General features: G+C 47.3%; 13 protein-coding genes. All 13 read left to right on the top strand.

Annotated features, from left to right (window positions below; all coding sequences use genetic code 11):
* Nucleotides 1-9: 9 nt before the first annotated feature.
* Nucleotides 10-729 (top strand): nucleotidyltransferase family protein, encoded by a 720-nt coding sequence (locus ACH5Y9_RS18170; RefSeq protein WP_445367081.1) that lies wholly within the window; start codon nucleotides 10-12, stop codon nucleotides 727-729.
* On the top strand, nucleotides 720-1,304 hold the full coding sequence (locus tag ACH5Y9_RS18165) for a D-sedoheptulose-7-phosphate isomerase (RefSeq protein WP_171696635.1): 585 nt from the start codon (nucleotides 720-722) through the stop codon (nucleotides 1,302-1,304). Before ACH5Y9_RS18170 ends, ACH5Y9_RS18165 begins: the two co-directional genes overlap by 10 nt.
* Nucleotides 1,305-1,329: 25 nt before the next feature.
* Entirely contained in the window at nucleotides 1,330-2,268 is a 939-nt protein-coding gene (locus tag ACH5Y9_RS18160; RefSeq protein ID WP_445367080.1) for an NAD-dependent epimerase/dehydratase family protein, read from the top strand.
* 355 nt (nucleotides 2,269-2,623) lie between these two features.
* Nucleotides 2,624-2,899: a hypothetical protein gene (locus ACH5Y9_RS18155; RefSeq protein WP_445367079.1), complete on the top strand. Its 276-nt coding sequence runs from the start codon at nucleotides 2,624-2,626 to the stop codon at nucleotides 2,897-2,899.
* A 115-nt stretch (nucleotides 2,900-3,014) separates the two neighbouring features.
* Nucleotides 3,015-3,806 carry an ABC transporter permease gene (locus ACH5Y9_RS18150; protein WP_205453118.1) on the top strand — a complete coding sequence of 264 codons (792 nt, stop codon included), beginning with the start codon at nucleotides 3,015-3,017 and terminating at the stop codon, nucleotides 3,804-3,806.
* A gap of 58 nt (nucleotides 3,807-3,864) precedes the next feature.
* Nucleotides 3,865-5,196, top strand: a complete 1,332-nt coding sequence (locus tag ACH5Y9_RS18145; protein WP_445367078.1) for an ABC transporter ATP-binding protein — start codon at nucleotides 3,865-3,867, stop codon at nucleotides 5,194-5,196.
* Nucleotides 5,196-6,743, top strand: coding sequence for a hypothetical protein (locus tag ACH5Y9_RS18140; RefSeq protein WP_445367077.1), 1,548 nt, complete (start codon nucleotides 5,196-5,198; stop codon nucleotides 6,741-6,743). The genes ACH5Y9_RS18145 and ACH5Y9_RS18140 overlap by 1 nt, the downstream gene beginning before the upstream one ends.
* Nucleotides 6,740-8,803: a hypothetical protein gene (locus ACH5Y9_RS18135; RefSeq protein ID WP_445367076.1), complete on the top strand. Its 2,064-nt coding sequence runs from the start codon at nucleotides 6,740-6,742 to the stop codon at nucleotides 8,801-8,803. Before ACH5Y9_RS18140 ends, ACH5Y9_RS18135 begins: the two co-directional genes overlap by 4 nt.
* Nucleotides 8,803-10,968 carry a hypothetical protein gene (locus tag ACH5Y9_RS18130; RefSeq protein WP_445367075.1) on the top strand — a complete coding sequence of 722 codons (2,166 nt, stop codon included), beginning with the start codon at nucleotides 8,803-8,805 and terminating at the stop codon, nucleotides 10,966-10,968. The genes ACH5Y9_RS18135 and ACH5Y9_RS18130 overlap by 1 nt, the downstream gene beginning before the upstream one ends.
* Nucleotides 10,965-11,918 carry a hypothetical protein gene (locus ACH5Y9_RS18125; protein WP_445367074.1) on the top strand — a complete coding sequence of 318 codons (954 nt, stop codon included), beginning with the start codon at nucleotides 10,965-10,967 and terminating at the stop codon, nucleotides 11,916-11,918. Before ACH5Y9_RS18130 ends, ACH5Y9_RS18125 begins: the two co-directional genes overlap by 4 nt.
* A gap of 413 nt (nucleotides 11,919-12,331) precedes the next feature.
* On the top strand, nucleotides 12,332-12,565 hold the full coding sequence (locus ACH5Y9_RS18120) for a transposase (RefSeq protein ID WP_445367073.1): 234 nt from the start codon (nucleotides 12,332-12,334) through the stop codon (nucleotides 12,563-12,565).
* Nucleotides 12,558-12,767 carry a transposase gene (locus ACH5Y9_RS18115; RefSeq protein ID WP_445367072.1) on the top strand — a complete coding sequence of 70 codons (210 nt, stop codon included), beginning with the start codon at nucleotides 12,558-12,560 and terminating at the stop codon, nucleotides 12,765-12,767. Before ACH5Y9_RS18120 ends, ACH5Y9_RS18115 begins: the two co-directional genes overlap by 8 nt.
* A gap of 266 nt (nucleotides 12,768-13,033) precedes the next feature.
* Nucleotides 13,034-15,040 (top strand): acyltransferase family protein, encoded by a 2,007-nt coding sequence (locus tag ACH5Y9_RS18110; protein ID WP_445367071.1) that lies wholly within the window; start codon nucleotides 13,034-13,036, stop codon nucleotides 15,038-15,040.
* Nucleotides 15,041-15,057: the final 17 nt, after the last annotated feature.

Below are 15,057 nucleotides of genomic sequence, written 5' to 3'. Positions count from 1 at the left end.
GGCGACATCGTGACCACGGCAATTGTTCTGGCAGGCGGCTTGGGCACTCGTTTGCGTGACGCGGTACCCGATTTGCCGAAACCGATGGCCCCAATTAATGGTCGGCCGTTTCTCGAATTTTTATTCGAGTATTGGCGTACCCAGGGTGTGGAGCGTTTCATTCTATCGGTTGGCTACCGGTGCGATGCCATCATTGATTACTTCGGTGAGAATTACCGTGGTGCGATGATCGAATACGTGCTCGAACAAACTCCTCTGGGTACCGGTGGGGGGGTGCTGTTAGCCGCACGCAACATCCCGGCCGGCGAACGTTTTCTGTTGCTCAACGGCGATACTTTCTTCGCTGTGGATTTGGAGCAGTTAATGTGTTTCGCACAACGTAACGACGCGGATTGCTGTTTTTCGTTGTTTCGTTCCAACGAAGAAGGCCGCTATATGGCGCTGGAAGTAGCGGACGACGGGCGCATCGAGTCCTTGCAGTCAGGTAAGGGCGGCATCGGCAGTTTGGCCAACGGCGGCGTGTATTGCCTGCGCCGTAGCGCATTGTTGGAAGAACAATTTACGCCAAACGCCAAATGGTCTCTCGAAGACGATATTTTTCCGGCGGCTTTGACGGCCGGTCGGCGTTTAACCGGTATCGAGTTTCCGGGCACTTTCATCGACATTGGCATTCCAGACGATTACGCACGCGCCGCGCAAGTGTTGAACCAGGAGGCGGCGTGGATATAGTTTCGCGCATCAGGATCAATGTTCAAGCCTCGATTGATGCCAAGATCAGTCTATTGGCGGATACCGAGGCTTTAACCGAATTCGGCGCAGCGGTGGAAGCCGTCATTGCCTGTTATCGCAACGGTGGCCGCATTTATATCGCCGGTAACGGCGGCTCGGCGGCCGATGCTCAGCATTTGGCGGCGGAGTTTGTCAGTAAACTGGCGCGGGAACGTGACGCTTTGCCCGCGGAAGCCCTGACTGTCGATAGTTCCATCCTGACCGCAATCGGCAACGACTACGGATTTGAACACGTATTTTCCAGGCAGCTGGCCGGTAAAGCCTGCGGCAACGACATCTTTTTAGGCATCAGCACGTCGGGCCAGTCGCCGAACATCTTGCAAGCGCTGGCGCAATGCCGCGCTATGTCGATACCCAGCATCGTATTTTGCGGCCGCGATGGCGGCAAAGCGCGCGAACTTGCGATGTATGCAGTAGTCGTTCCGGGAACTGCGACCAGCACTATTCAGGAATTACACATAGTCCTGGCGCATACGCTGTGCGAGTGCGTCGAAGCGGCAATCTTTGGCGAATGAATTTTTTCGAACCGAAAGGAGAGTTATGAGTTACAACATTTTAGTGACCGGCGGTGCCGGCTATCTGGGTTCTACCATGGTACCCGACTTGCTGGCGGCGGGACATAAAGTTACGGTGCTCGACAACTTCATGTTCAAGCAAAGCAGTTTGAACCACGTCTGCCACCACCCGAATTTCTCGGTCGTAAAGGGTGACATCCGCTTGGAAAAAAATGTCGCACCATTGCTCAAAAATGCCGATATTGTGATTCCGTTGGCTGCGCTGGTGGGGGCGCCGCTGTGCAATCTGGATCCAATCGGCGCAACCACTACCAACCACGACGCGATAACGCTGATGCTGAAGTTGTTGGCCAAGGATCAAATCGTGTTGATGCCGACCACGAACAGCGCTTACGGCACCGGCGATGAAAACAACTTTTGTACCGAGGAGTCGCCGTTGCGTCCGATTTCGCAATATGCAATCGAAAAGGTCAAAATCGAACAGGAATTGATGCAGCGCGAAAACGCAATCAGCTTCCGTTTGGCGACCGTATTTGGCATGTCGCCAAGGATGCGCGTTGATTTGCTGGTTAACGACTTTACCTATCGCGCTGTCAACGACCGTTTTGTCGTGCTGTTCGAAGGTTATTTCAAACGCAATTACGTACATGTGCGTGACGTTTCAAGGGCTTTCCAGCATGCGATTGCCAATTATGACGCGATGAAGGGCCAGATTTACAATGTGGGGCTCTCCGAAGCCAATGTGTCTAAAAAGGAATTGTGCGAAACAATCAAAAAGCAGATTTCCGACTTCGTGTTTATCGACGCACCGGTCGGTAAAGATCCCGATCAGCGCAACTACATCGTCTCCAATGCAAAAATTGAGGCAACCGGTTATAAAACTTCTGTCAGCCTTGATGCTGGTATTGCTGAATTGATCAAAGGTTTCACGATGATCAAGAACTCGATGTACGGCAACGTTTGATCTAACACCAAACTAAACATCAGCGCCGGCATGCAACACGAAAATAACGTAAAGGACGAAAACTTTCGGATCGAACTTTTGGGGCGGCAAGAGGTATTCGAAAATGCGTTATTTCGGGTTTATGCCGATCACGTCGTCGATTCTCACGGCAACGAAGTGCCGCGCTATCTGAGCGTCGTACCTCGCTGCTTAGTCGAGGGCTCGGTTGCTGGTGTTGCTGTACTTCCGGTTGCAAGGCACTGTATTGGATTGATCCGAGTGTTAAGACATCCCTTGCAGCGCTGGTCTTGGGAAGTGGTCAAGGGGCATGGGGAGCCCGGTGAAAGCCCCGCCGCCTCAGCGGAACGCGAGACTGATGGAAGAGACGGGGTTGGCGCTATTGGACGGTGGTTTGAGGGATATGGGGGGGCTGTCGCCGGAAGCAGGCGTTATCCAGGCTCGCTCTCGGCTGTTTGCCGCTTCGGTCGATGCCGGTGCAACCGCCAAGGTCGAACCGGAGTTCGGCCACGGCGAGCTTCAATTTTTCGACCGATCCAAGGTATTACAAATGATCGCCGAGGGTGAAATCGAAGACGCCAGTTCGTTGGTGCTGGTTTACAAATGGTTGATGACGCATGATTTCAATGTTTGAAGACATTTTTGATTTGTTGCTCCGCTACGGCTTTTTAAATGTGCTATCAGCTAGTTTGAGTTCAATTCGCCGCCCAAACTAATTTGCTCGGTAATCTAATCTCCGCCTTGATTCCATGTTGGATATTGTCAGTAATATTATGAAGTATCGTTCACTAATTGGCGCACTTGCCTTGCGTGATTTGCAAAGCAGATACGTTGGGACTATGGGTGGGGCATTATGGTCTATCATCCAGCCAGCCTCTACGGTGGCGGTGTTTTATTTTGTGTTCTCGGTAGGTTTTAAAGCGGCCGCGCCCGCCGGTTCGCCTTTCATTATGTGGTTTATCACCGGACTGATGGTTTGGTTTTATTTCAATGAAACTTTGATCACCATTACCGGATCGGTGACCGGTAACGCTCATCTGATTAAGAAAACCGTTTTTCCGACCGAAATACTCCCCTTCGTATTCATCACGGCAGGTATTGTGCCGCATATGATCTTCATGATCTTTGTGATAGGAATGCAAGTTTGGTATGACATTGCATTTTCGCCGGTGCGTTTGTTGGTGGTCTATTTCATGCTGTGCAACGCCACATTGCTACTCGGTCTGGGTTGGTTGTTTTCCGCGCTACAAGTGTTTTACCGGGACATAGCGCAAGCCCTATCCGTGATATTGAATGTTCTGTTTTGGTTAACGCCGATTGTGTGGTCAATGGAACTGTTGCCGGAAAATTATCGCCATCTATTATCTTATAATCCAATTTACTATATTGTTGAAGGGTATCGTGGCTTACTTATATTTCCGGAGCCGAAATTACCAAATTTAGCTGATACTGCTTTTTTTTGGATTGTGACAATTTCGATTCTATTTTTCGGTGCTTATATTTTTCGGCGGCTTAAGCCTGAGTTTGCCGATATGCTTTGAAAATAATGGAGCATAATGTGATTAATAAGCGTTATTTAACTGAAATGGAGGGGGCTTAATGGAGTCTTTGCCCGCAATATCAGTTTGCAACGTTAGTAAGAAATTCAGATTGTTTTCTTCTCCGAAGCAACGGTTAATTGAGGCTATTCATCCATTCCGTAAGCAGTACCACAAAGAGTTTTGGGCGCTGAGGAATATTAGTTTCGATGTGCATCGCGGGGAAATCTTCGGTATTTTGGGGCGTAACGGTTCAGGCAAGTCGACGTTATTGCAAATCATCTGCGCAGTGATGCAGGCTACCGGAGGAGAGGTTAAGTCGAGCGGCAGAATTTCCGCATTACTGGAGTTGGGAGCTGGTTTCAATCCCGAATTCACCGGGCGTGAAAATGTCATTTTAAATGGTGCCATTCAAGGTTTTTCGAAACAGGATATGCAAGAGCGTATCGACGATATCGAAGCATTTGCCGACATCGGCGAATTCTTTGATCAACCGGTTAAGCTTTATTCTTCTGGAATGTTTGTCCGGGTTGCATTTGCGGCCGCGATTCATATAGACCCCGAAATCCTTGTCGTCGACGAGGCGCTGAGCGTTGGTGATTCCAAATTCCAACACCGTTGTTTCCAACGCATCCGAAACTTCATGGAGCAAGGCAAGACTATTTTGGTTGTCTCGCACAGTACGGACACCCTGTTAAGGATTTGCAACCGTGGCGTCGTTTTGGATCGGGGAGAGTTGGTACACATCGGCCCGATCGCTGGTGCTGTCAATCACTACCAAAAGTTGTTGTTCGGAGAAGCTCAAAATATATCGAAGCACAACGGTAAGCGAAAGAAGGAAATGGTCAAGGGAATGTCGGAGATGCCCAAAAAGGAAAGGGCGGACAAAACCGATAAAATCCCCTTAAAACCTACCTATAACCGCCACGAAACCCGAATGGGCTCGGGTAAGGCCCGGATTGTCGATTTCGATCTGGTGGTCGATGGTGAATTGAATCCTCCCGAGATTGCCTCGCATGCCAATTGCGAGTTGATTGTCAAATTAGTCGGCAACGAGTTCGTGCAACTCTCGGTTGGTTTTGCCATCGTCTCGCTAGAAGGCACTTATGTTTTTGGCACTAACCTGGCAATGATGGGACATCCTCCCGCTCAAATCGAAGCTGACGGCTATGCAGTGTTAAGATTCCATTGGCAAGCGCATCTTACCGGGGGCGAATATTTTCTCAATCTCGGTTGTAACGAATTTGTCGATGGGCAAGATAGTTTTGTCGATGTGCGACGCTCGGTGGCACGATTGAAATTTTCGGATACACCGCAGTCGGTCGGTTTTGTTGACCTTCAGGTCGTACCTGAATTAGTGGCTGTAGAGATTCCGGATGAGCAGGTAGTTTAATGATAGCTCCACGACCGTTGGTGGTAGGTTATCCCCGTAGCGGTTTCTCTTTACTCATCAGTGTGATTGCTGAACTTGTCGGTCCGGCACGGGATAGACGTACGCTTAGCATCAAAGCGCTGTGCGACACTGCCGGATTCCAGATTTCCCGGCGAATAGAAGATGTGTTCATGCGCCGCGGTCTGTCGCACGATCTCATTTACAATTACAACTTTCGACAATTGGCCGGAGGACCTAAATGGTTGGCCGGTTCCGAGTTTCGCGATGCTCGATTTCGAAAATATATCGGCCTGCGTGGTGGCGGGGATTTCACATTAATTACTTCTCATCCCCGAGAGATTCTCAATTATTACGAGGTTGTCCATTCGCATGTTGGGCCGGCGACTTGGTTGAGCGCGCTTGATGTCCCGAAGGGCTTGCGTTTTGCATCAATGCGTCATCCCGCGGGAACGCTAACATCTGCCTGTTTTTCGATCAATGCGCTGGCCAGTGAATATATCCAACGTTTTGTTCCCTGTCAGGAGGATAACGACTTTCTAAGACAACGCCTTGCTCTTTACAAGCTTAGCGATCTTAACTTTTTCGAAGCGCTACTGCCGCCTTTTAAGGCTTACCTTGAAGAATTCACTCAGCAAGATCACCACTACTATTTGATGCGCTGGGAAGACTTGATTGATAGTCCGATCAAGACCATTCTCGGTATTGCGGATGAATTGGGTTGCGGCACAAGCGTACCTCAGGCGCAAGCCTTATGGGCAAAACTCGACCATGTGAATCTAACCGGCGCCCACAAGCACAATCTACGTCGGGGGCATGGCATCGTTGAGGGCTGGAAGGACTGGATAACCAATACCCATCTCGATATTTTGCGCGACCACGGGATCGAAACGTATGCGGTTCGCTACGGTTACGGCCCCATGTCGCCTTTAGACGAAAGTGCGTATACGCCATTTCAGCAAATGCTCGAAGACTATATTCGACGGGGCGAGGTATTTCGTGATTACGGTGACGAAGATTTGTTTGGATTTGCTTTCAACAAGTCCAACATCGATTTTTCTCGTTTTGGTTTTCGCCAATATCCTTGGCGAACCCATACGTCCATCGAGCGGTCCTCGTGCCGCGACGAAAGCTTGGTCATGGAAGTGTCGGATGTGGCGGAGGAGGCGTGCGGCATTTTCAATGAAGCAGCCTCAATCTGGATCGACGCGGTGCATAATGACGATTTAGATTCGGCCATGATAGATTCGATAACGCCAGTCGTATCAAGACTTTACGATAATGATGCGGAGCTGGCCTCGTTTGTATCCGCTATGACCGCTGCGGTCAATGCTGGCCAGTGCTCCTACGCCGGTAAGAAGGAGAAATATTCTGAGCCTCTGTTGCTGGATAGCGTGGGAACGACAAATATCGTACTTTTTCAAGGCAAGTATTATGCGGTTCCACAGGCGTTGGGGCCTGTCGATTTTAGCCTGCCGAACCTCTCCGGCATTGCTTTTACGGGAATTGCAGATTCTTTTTCCGAACTCATTTTGATGGTGAATAAATGAAAGGAAACAGCAGCGAACTTAGATTTCTCGAGCCGACTGCGCGAGCCTTTGCAGAAGCCTTGCGCGACAATCCGCCATTAAACGGGCCTGTTTATCTTGTGGGTCACGGCGAGCTTGCGGATACCATCGTGCGGGATGCTGCTAACGAAGGCGTATCGGTTATTGCGCACGCGGATATTCCGCCAATGGAAGTTCTAAAACAAGCTCGCGTGTTGTTGTTTACGGAAACTCGCGGCGAGCAACTTGGGGATCTGTTGTTGGCATGTTTGGATCTGCAACAGGTACGGATTTTTGCGCCGAAAAGTGATTGGCACATGAGTCGCAAACCCTTGTTTATAGTTTCTATCCCCAAGGCCGGAACGCATTTGGCCTACGAGTTTGCTCGAGCGTTGGGATATGCTGCTGGTATTCAAATACCTGATTTTCCCAAGCCAGGCACTTGGTATTGTATCGAATACAGTAACTCACATACGGTTGCTCGCGATTTCTTTATCGACTCGGTGCGCCGAGCGCCATTTGGCAATCGGCACCATCCGGTTACTCAATCCCCTGTGCTCTTTGTTTACCGGCACCCGTTGGATATTCTGGTCTCTGAGGCGCATTACTACCATCGCGAAGGTAAAACGGTTTTCGCAGGCTATTTTTCCGGTGAGGATTTTGAACATCGGGTGCGCCAATTGGTAGACGACGAATGGTTGTTGGGTTCCTTACGGCAGCGTGTGGGAGGTTTTTTGCCATGGCTGAATTTTCCGAATGTCATCCCGGTCGCTTTCGAGGAACTGGTGGGGGGAGCCGGCGGCGGTTCGGCACGCGCTCAACTTAAATCGATTTGGGCCATACAGTTAAAACTTCAGGCGGACGGTATTACCAAAGACATTGCTGCTCAGGTTTTCAATCAGAATTCGGCGACTTTTCGTGAAGGTCGTATAGGTGGCTATCTTTCGCAATTGCCTTCAAATCTGATCGACGAATTGGCCGATCAATGCGCTGATGTTCTTTCCGGCTTCGGCTACACGGTAAGGGGAGATTCGTTGATTCCTAGCCGGGTGGCTGAATTTCAGTCGCGTCCGTTGCGGTATTCGTCCAAAGACTTCAACGAGATGCCTTTGACCGTGGAACAAGACTTCATGGGCTGCAATCTTGTCCGCTATACCCGCCGTTTTTATGCCGTCCCCCTTTCGGCGGGTGTTATTGCTCTGGATGAATGCGCGCCCCAGCAGCTTGCGCGCTTGCCTTCGGCAACGACGCTTGCCGAATTAAAGTCCGTATTGTTGATTGGCCGTAAGGCTTATGATCGGCAATTGGCGCAGCTTAACCATACGGGGCTTGAGTTGTATTCCAACACGGCGAACAACGTTTCCCTGGCCTACTGGATGGAATCCGAAGAGCCTTGTCTCTTTGATGCTTACAAAGGCTTCAATTTGGTGGCCTGGAAGGGACGTTATTTCGCTTTGCGTCAGTCTGTTGGCACGATCAATTTAGCGCAAAATTTACAGACCTTGCTGACCCTTTACACGCCGGACGCTATTCTAATGGCAAGGGATGTCGACACTCTGATGGATGATATAGATGGTATCTCGACGGCCGTTCGCCTGACGAATAATCTCAACGGAAATATCGCCGGTTTGCAAGCTCAGCTCGACGACTGTGCGCGTTCGATCCAAACGCAATCGGAACAGTTACAGTTACAGAATGTTTATGATATGGCCCGTTTATACGGGGAAAAAATCGAAGGTTCTCTACAGGCTTTGAGTCTGCAGATTGAAGACTCCGTGGTCAAAGGTTTGCAACATACGCTAACTAGCATCATTCAACAGCATGTTTATGATATGTCCCGTTTATACGGAGAAAAAATCGAAGGTTCTCTACAGGGATTGAGCCTGCAAATTGAGGGCTCCGTGGTCAAAAGTTTGCAGAATACGTTAACTAGCATCATTCAACAGCACGCAGGCTTGCAAGGTGAACTACACAAACAAGAAGAACGAATTATGGACTTGAATAATAAGCTCAACATTCGTAATGCGAGTTTCCTATCGCGTCTGTTTCGGAGAAAACCTTGATGAGCGAACAGATACTGAATGTCGCAATTCCCTGGAGCCTGACACACTATATTCCGCTGAATGGCTTTCATCCCCTCTACCGGGCGTTGTTCGAAGAGAAGCCCGACTGGTTGAATATCGCGGCATGGGATAACATCGAGTTATCGCAATCTTTGCGCGGCGACGAGGCGTTCAGAGAATCCTTACTCGCCGAAGTTGCGAAAGAGGCCGTCAAGTTGGAAAACGTTTCCTTATCGCCTATCGAGAAGGATTACTTTGCACATTATTGGTCTGCCAATCAGGCATTAACCCGTTTATTGCCCGGTGAGATTGAAGTTCATCACACTGCACCGTTTCCGAGTCTGTGTCGCCCTTTTGTATTTCACTGCGAATCGTTCGCGCCGGTTTTTTTTCCATTCGCGCATCAAGGAACCGGTAGCATGGAATCGCAAGAACAGGTACGAGCGCATTACAAGCGAATATTTGAAAATCCGCTGTGTCTTGGAGTTTTTTCCCATTTACCTGAGACGATCACGGATTTGAGCCGTTTTTTTGCGTCGCCTATCATCGATGCCAAGCTTCATTTGTCGCGCATTGGTTTAATGGAGGGGGCGGAAGAAAATAAACAATTATCCAAAGGCCCTCTATCGTCAACCAGATTCCTGTTTGTCAATTCGGCCAATCAGAACCCTGCAAATTTTTTCTTGCGCGGCGGGCATATTGTCTTGCGTTTTTGGCAAGCCTTTTGTCGCGATCCCGAGAATAAACGATTGTTTATGCGTTGCGGACGCCCCTCGGATGCAATGTTGCGACAATATGGTGTTGATTTAGATTGGTTGGGCTGTCACGAAGGTCATAGCATTATATGGATTGAGGATTATCTGACAGCGCATGAACTGGAGAAGCTAATGTGCGCCGCGCATTTTCTGCTGCTTCCGAGCGCTTCCTTGCATTCGGTTTCGATCATGCAGGCTATGGGGGCGGGCGCTGTGCCGGTTGTCTCCGATACCATTGGGACCAGCCGCTATGTCGTGGATGGGAAGGATGGAATAGTTTTATCTGGGGTATTTGACAATAATTGGCGACGGGATTCTGAATGCGGAGTAATGATTGATCAATATGCTCGAAATCCAGATTTGGAAGACGCCCTTGTTGAACAACTCTTAAGGCGCATAACAGAACTGTTCCAAAATCCAAAAAAATACGCAGAATTGTATGCCAACGTGTGCAGAAAAGCTCGTATGGAGTTTTCAGGGCGCCTATTCAGCGAAGCCTTTTGGTCTGACGTATATGGTTTATATCAGGATTTTCTTAAAGATAATCTTGTGTCGAATGGGGCAACAGATTTATCGCCAGCGAAGCATCATCTTTTAATTGACGACAGCGATTGGGACAGGGTTTTCACGAGTCCGCCGCAACCGGTAGCGAGATTGCATACCGGTCAAGGATGCGTCACCGAAATGGGAGGGTGTTTTATTGCCTCTCCTGGCGATCAAGCGGTGGGGTTGCATGACTGGTCTCCAATCACTGAGTATGTCGAGCAGTCATTGCCCATCCCTCTAGCGTTTTCAACGGAAATAAAAGGGCTAGGCGGATGTTATCTCAGAGTCCCAATCACGGAGGCCGAGCGCCGAAATACAAAACGGTTTATTGAAGTCGTAGCCAACAAATTAATGCCTTTTCCCCTTGTTTACGCGCTCTCATCCAAATTTCTTAAGTTGTTAAGGCGTTTATATCGAGCATGGAGGCAATTCTTTGGCGAAATAGTTGCGGAGCAAAAAATAGCCCAGCCGGAAGCCAATATTGAACTTGTTGCACAAGATATGAATGGGCTGAATATTATACGTTGCAATCATCAGTTTTATGCCATCTCCAAGAATGGAGGAGAATTCAACAAGCAGCGCGCAGATGCTGGAGATTACGAAGTTTGCATTAAAGGAACAAGTCTTAAGGATATTCTGCGTAAAGTTGAAGAGTTATCGACTGTATCGCAAGAAAGCATTGAGTTGGTTGAAGAGGGGGTTTGCGGCTTCAATTTGATCCGTGTTGGAAATTCTTTTTTTGCAATCATGCAAGCCGAAGGGGCATTTGATATGAATCGTGTAAACACAAACGGCTATAGCCAACTCTATACCGGCGACTCGCTTGAGGATGTAAGAATGGCTGTAGAGCGCAGTTTGTCATGACCGGGCATTCCAAGAGTCGGTCGATTCACCTTTGGTTATATAACCATCCTTTACAAGGCGTAACTGATCAGATCGAGTTCTTTTTTCTGATAATGCAGCAACATGGTTATTCCGTGACTATGGGGCGCACCCCAAAGGATAGTGCGCTAAATGTAGTCATCGAGAATTTTTCGGAAATGACCAGCAGGACACTCATTGATTATTGCGAACGCACTGGCAAGCGAGTGGCGGTTATTATGACCGAGCACCTTGATCTGGTTGGAAACGAATTGTTCATCCATGGCGACCGATTATGGAGCAATAATGACTACATGCATCCTGCAACTCAGGTGGCGAGAATCAAGAATCTCATGGATTGCGTACCTTATTTTCGGGCTATTTTTGTGTTGGGGGACCTGCCTGAGTTAGCAGGGTCTGAGAGAATGTTTCCCGGCCTTACAGTCAGAACGCTTCCGTTTCCCGAATTAGTGCGTGTTGATTTGACGGGTCAAAACCCGACGCATGAAGTCGTTTTTTCCGGCGCACTTACTGCGTTTCGGGATCAAACGCTACGGGCGATTGCCGAACGTTTTGCGTTAGCGCAAACCTCGAACTTTTTACCGAGAAAGGGGCGTGACCGACTTAATGAATCCGCGCGCATCGTGTTGAATATTCCCCAGCGACCCAATTGGCGTTGGCTTTCACTGATGCGTATCATTGCCGCGTTGCGTTGCGGCCGAGCAACGGTTTCGATTGGAACGCAAGACCGATCCTGCATTGCTGAATGCTGTATTCAATTGCATGAAACTGGCTGGGAAGATGAATTAAGGCGGGTGGTGAATAATTGGCCCCAGGCCTATCAAGATTGTTTGACGCAATATGAAGGCATGCGGCAATCTTTTCTCGCAAAGCATCGGTTTCCACATGATTTGATAGAGTATTGGAGTTTATTGGAGCGCTTGGACACCTGATTAATAGGCATGAACTATTTATACAAAAGATAAATATTGATGGATTATAAGATGGCGCATCAGCTTCCTAAAAAGTGATATTTTTCTTGCCGGCAGAAGTTTCAAGGGAATTCTGAAATAACTAAAGTCTCGTGGCGCTATTTATTCCGTTAAGGAACCTCTGATTAATTGCACACCAGGGATATAATTTGGCATTCACCTGGTTTTCGCGACGACGCGCATGGACCCTTAACGATAACTCAGTTTTGCCGATGCCGAATACGCTAACAAAGGCAAAGTCACCCGGCACGAGAAGTTTCTCGGTTAGCTCGAAGCTTTATTGTCGTGGGCCGTCATGCTAGCGAAGATCGAACCGCATTATGCTTCAGGTAAAGGACGTGGGCGCAAACCGTTTCCGTTGAATACCATGTTGCATGTTCACGTCGCACAGATTCTCTATAACTACTCCGATCCGGCATACCCATAGGGAACAAGTGGAAGAGGCGCTGTATGAGATTGAATCGCTGCGGCGTTTTTGCGGTATCCGTCTGGAAGCCGTGCTGGATGAAGGCACGATTTTGCAGTTCCGGCACCGACCTCGACTAGAAATCAGGACAAAGCGCACGATCCAGAGATGCATGCCTGCAAGAAAGGCATTCAATGGTTAAATTCCACATTGTTGTCGATAGCGAAACCGGCTTGGTGCATACCTTCAAAGTCACCTCGGGCAACGTCAGCGACATCGCGGAAGCAACCTCGTTGTTGCACAGCGAGGAACAGTTCGTCCACGGCGATGCGGGTATCAGGCCCGTTTGGCCTTTCTGGCAGGATTGCCAATGTCCTGCGCGGGGATGCCTACTAACGTCGTAGCCTGATTGCGTCTGCAATTGCCAAATAAGGCGCATTGCTAGCACAAATCGGACTGTTTTAGATCAATCATCAGTCAGTTTTTGAGTTTTGACCGGCTATTGAAACTGATGTATTTCAAAACAGCTATTATTCAGAGGTTCCATAACGAAAATGCAGAAGTGTGGAGCGTTAAAAAATTAAAACGCCAACATTGGTTCGGTATTTAAAGTTAGAAATTATTTCTAATTGCGGCAACGTTGGTTTTTTGACTTTGCGAGGGCTTAAATTTGAATAGTTCGCTTTTGCACACTGCGGGCGCGCAAAATAGTACTTATTACAAAGAAATTGATGGTATCCGTGCCATCGCAGTCATATTAGTTGTTTTATTTCATCTTGAGATCGCTGGCTTTAAGGGCGGTTTTGTCGGTGTTGATATATTTTTTGTAATAAGTGGCTACCTAATAACCGGATTGTTGTTGGATGAGTTGTATCAGTCCCGTGTAAAAAATATTGACTATGGGTTGTTTTTGATTAGACGAACTAAACGCATATTTCCGGCGTTGGCGTTTACTCTTTTTTTATCATTTTTTATAGCGGAGATATCGTTTAGACCGGACGATTTTGAACATCTTGGTGGTTCTATTTTTTATGCCTTGGTCGGATTGTCAAATATATTATTTTGGAGTCAATCTGGCTATTTCGACAAAGCGGCTTATCTAAAGCCCGCGTTGCATACTTGGTCTCTTAGCGTCGAGCTACAGTTTTACTTGATTTGGCCGATAATTGTTTTATTTTTGTTTCGCAGAGTCCCAAGAGCGCATTTAACTCAAGCATTTTTTTTGATTTCCGCTTTCAGTATTTTGTTAAATATCGCTTATGTCAATAATCTTTTTGAAATTCAAAATAAACTCGGATTATATTTGTCCGTATCGTTTTCCAACGTTGAATCCTCGGCATTTTTTCTTATGCCATTTCGTATATTTGAATTTTCACTAGGAGCTGCTTTATTAGGTGTTGAACACAGTCAAAATCGTTCTGATTGGGTAAAAGACGCTGCTGTATTTATTGGATTTTTAACAATTATGTATGCGGTTACGCAGCATAAAGATGAGCATGCTTATACTTGCACTTTTGCGCTACTCCCGTGTTTTGGAGCCGCATTAATAATATATGGCGCAAAAACATCTAGACTTTTCGGTGCGCTTTTGAGGCATCCGTTAGTTTCTGGCTTGGGTCTAATCAGTTATTCAGTATACCTTATTCACTGGCCGACGATTGTATTTTATAAATATATAAAACCGGAGTCATGGAGCTTGCTTGATAAGGTCGCTGTATTGATTTTATCGATAGCTATCGCCGCTTTACTATACAAATTTATTGAAACGCCTTTTAGAAGGATCGATTTTCAAAGCACTTCCTCCGGGCGACGTAAATTCTGGTCTGCTGTTTCATTGTCTTTAGTAATTGTTGGAGCTCCAGCATTGCATGTTTACTCTCATGATGGTTGGCGATGGCGTTTCCCTAAAAATGTCTCGTACTTATTATCAGGAACAAAAGATTCGTTAAGTACCTTGAAACCTCGGGCGCCAGGTTGCTCGTTCACAAATTTTAAAAACTTTGATCAAGCAGAATGTATTCGGCCTGTTAATGGTAAGATCAATATATTGCTGATGGGAGATTCTGTAGCAAGTTATAGTTGGATGGGGTTGAATGAGAATTTGCCTAGAGAGCGATTTAATCTTCTTCAAGCAACACCGTCAAATTGTAGGCCTGGTGTTAATTGGGGAATGGATTACTGTCTTCAATCTAATCAATTTATGTTTGACTTTATTGAAAAAAACGCTATCGATTTGACGATATTTGCGTCGCTTGGCCCGGATTATAATAATTTCCGGGAAACTATTAGATACATGAAAGCAATTGGTAAGCCAGTTTTAGTAGTTGGGCAGCCATTTATATTTAAAGAGAAGCTAATTGATATAGTTGCTCGAGAGGCAAATGAGAAGTCCACCGAGTATGAGATTCAGTCTATTGCGCGAGACGGATTACTTTCTAATACTGTCGATTTGCGCCGGGCAATTCAAAAAATTGCAAATGAAGAAAATGTTGACTACTTCGATATTCAAGAACAGTTATGTGATGTCGTCGATGATTTATCTACTTGCAGCTTTATTATCGGAAATAGCTTGATTACAGCTGACAATAATCATTTAACGCCAGCTGCGTCAACTAAAATCTTTAAAAAGCTTGGAGGGATCATTCGTGCAAAATACCAAAATTTGAATGTGTTTTGAGTTTGACTGTAATAGAA

It is taken from the genome of Methylomonas sp. BW4-1, assembly GCF_052474385.1.
The sequence above is the reverse complement of the archived record's forward strand: the minus strand, read 5'-3'. Positions and strand labels throughout refer to the sequence as shown.

Coding starts and splice junctions, on each gene's coding strand:
- ACH5Y9_RS18160 (WP_445367080.1), top strand. CDS start 1,330: ATGAGTTACAACATTTTAGTGACCGGCGGTGCCGGCTATCTGGGTTCT.
- ACH5Y9_RS18155 (WP_445367079.1), top strand. CDS start 2,624: ATGGAAGAGACGGGGTTGGCGCTATTGGACGGTGGTTTGAGGGATATG.
- ACH5Y9_RS18150 (WP_205453118.1), top strand. CDS start 3,015: ATGTTGGATATTGTCAGTAATATTATGAAGTATCGTTCACTAATTGGC.
- ACH5Y9_RS18145 (WP_445367078.1), top strand. CDS start 3,865: ATGGAGTCTTTGCCCGCAATATCAGTTTGCAACGTTAGTAAGAAATTC.
- ACH5Y9_RS18140 (WP_445367077.1), top strand. CDS start 5,196: ATGATAGCTCCACGACCGTTGGTGGTAGGTTATCCCCGTAGCGGTTTC.
- ACH5Y9_RS18135 (WP_445367076.1), top strand. CDS start 6,740: ATGAAAGGAAACAGCAGCGAACTTAGATTTCTCGAGCCGACTGCGCGA.
- ACH5Y9_RS18130 (WP_445367075.1), top strand. CDS start 8,803: ATGAGCGAACAGATACTGAATGTCGCAATTCCCTGGAGCCTGACACAC.
- ACH5Y9_RS18125 (WP_445367074.1), top strand. CDS start 10,965: ATGACCGGGCATTCCAAGAGTCGGTCGATTCACCTTTGGTTATATAAC.
- ACH5Y9_RS18120 (WP_445367073.1), top strand. CDS start 12,332: ATGTTCACGTCGCACAGATTCTCTATAACTACTCCGATCCGGCATACC.
- ACH5Y9_RS18115 (WP_445367072.1), top strand. CDS start 12,558: ATGGTTAAATTCCACATTGTTGTCGATAGCGAAACCGGCTTGGTGCAT.